Source organism: Microvirga brassicacearum (assembly GCF_008757455.1).
GTDB classification, from domain to species: Bacteria; Pseudomonadota; Alphaproteobacteria; order Rhizobiales; family Beijerinckiaceae; genus Microvirga; species Microvirga brassicacearum.
On the sequence record NZ_VCMV01000011.1, the window covers coordinates 1 to 1,440 of the forward strand.

The following is a 1,440-nucleotide window of genomic DNA, read 5'->3' on the forward strand; positions in this document are numbered from 1 at the left end:
GGGCGGGACGCGCGGGCATGCACACGGAAAGCAGCGTGATTTTCTCGGCTGCCGAAATCTTCGATGGAAGGGAGAACTACAACCAAAGGTGGCGCTGGGTTGCCGCGAAGAAGCTGCTCGACGCAACCAACGCTGAACCCAGCAAGAGCAGCATCTTGGAGATTTTCGACGATTACCAGCAGGCCGTACCCCCGGTGGTCCTGCCGGCGGACCCCGCCTGGCTGGACCTTGTCTTTGCGGATGCCGGAACCATCGAAGCGGTCGTCGATGCGGTAGTCGCGAAGTATGACGTTATTAGTGGCAGTGAGTTCCGCGACTACATCACGGGGCGCGCGCGTGCCATTCAGAGCATTGCCGCTTACCTGGCGACCCATGTCGATGTGGACGATCCTGATGCGGCGAAAAAGGTCGAGGACCTTGCTGCGAACACGTTGGCGTACCACTTGGCGGATGGGGCGACGCGCGCAAAGCTCCTCGAGGTTTTCTCGGCCATTGCGGCGAAGCTAAAGGGCAACGCCGACGCAGACTATCGCGCGCTGATCCGTAAGTCGCCGTTGCCACCTGCCGACATCAAGGTCTTGAGCACATGGCTGACCGCCCATCAAGCCGTGCTGCTGAAGGCAGCGGAGGAAGGGACTTTGCTTGAGCTTGTTGTGGAACAGGCTCTACCGTTCGTAGCAGCTAAATCCTTGCGGGGCCTCGACACGAAACTGGTCGTGCTTCCCGCGCTCAAGTCATGGATAGTCGGATCAACATTCTCTGAGATTCAGGCGGACCTCGTGGCCGCCGGGGTCAAGATCGGCAACAGCTGGCCTACGGCTGAACACGCCGTGTCCATCTGCGAAGACGGATTTGGTTATCATCTGGCAATGATTCTGGCGTCCATCACCGATTTAGCCGAACCGGTTAGCCAGAAGCTTTGTGACGCGGTCGCGTCGTTTCAGCGACAGGTCAAGAATGGACTGGGCGACGATCCATCGAACGCATTCTACGAGGCTGGCTTCGCGGACAGAGTCGTGGCGCAGGCGCTTGCCGCAGCCTTTCTTGGCATTGCGGACCGGTCAGCGGTCAGGAGGCTGTGCCGCAAGAACCGCGACGCCGTGTTCATCGCGCTGAAGGACTTTCCGGACTACTTTATGTCGGTGGCTAGGGAATTGTCGGCCACGTGATCGCTAACTCGTGCATCGCTGGTGTAAAGGCTTAGACAACCGCTATGGTTTAACCGATCCGCAGTCGGTGCGGGCGGCAGTTTCCGCTTTCACTCGCCAATACCTGCCAGTCCGCTAGCGGCCCCCCACAGCCCTTCAGGTCGCCCCAAAATGTCCAGACTAGATCGGCGATAGCGAGGCATATCCGTCGGCGCGTCTCGCACGATGGTCTCGCAGTCGCGGCAGCTCATCTTGGGACGGATGTGCCGGATGACCTTGAAGTGGGACGGCA

At 59.8% G+C, this 1,440-nt stretch carries 2 protein-coding genes; one reads left to right on the forward strand and one right to left on the reverse strand.

The features are described from left to right. Window positions 1–17: 17 nt before the first annotated feature. On the forward strand, window positions 18–1,169 hold the full coding sequence (locus FEZ63_RS07280; protein WP_150942984.1) for a hypothetical protein: 1,152 nt from the start codon (window positions 18–20) through the stop codon (window positions 1,167–1,169). 89 nt (window positions 1,170–1,258) lie between these two features. Here the strand turns inward: FEZ63_RS07280 and FEZ63_RS07285 are convergent. Then, window positions 1,259–1,440: IS66 family transposase zinc-finger binding domain-containing protein (locus FEZ63_RS07285; RefSeq protein ID WP_150942985.1), on the reverse strand; the 182-nt coding region annotated here is incomplete at its 5' end.

What these genes read in the sequence shown, in the direction of transcription:
- FEZ63_RS07280 (WP_150942984.1), top strand. Translation starts at nt 18, where the DNA reads ATGCACACGGAAAGCAGCGTGATTTTCTCGGCTGCCGAAATCTTCGAT.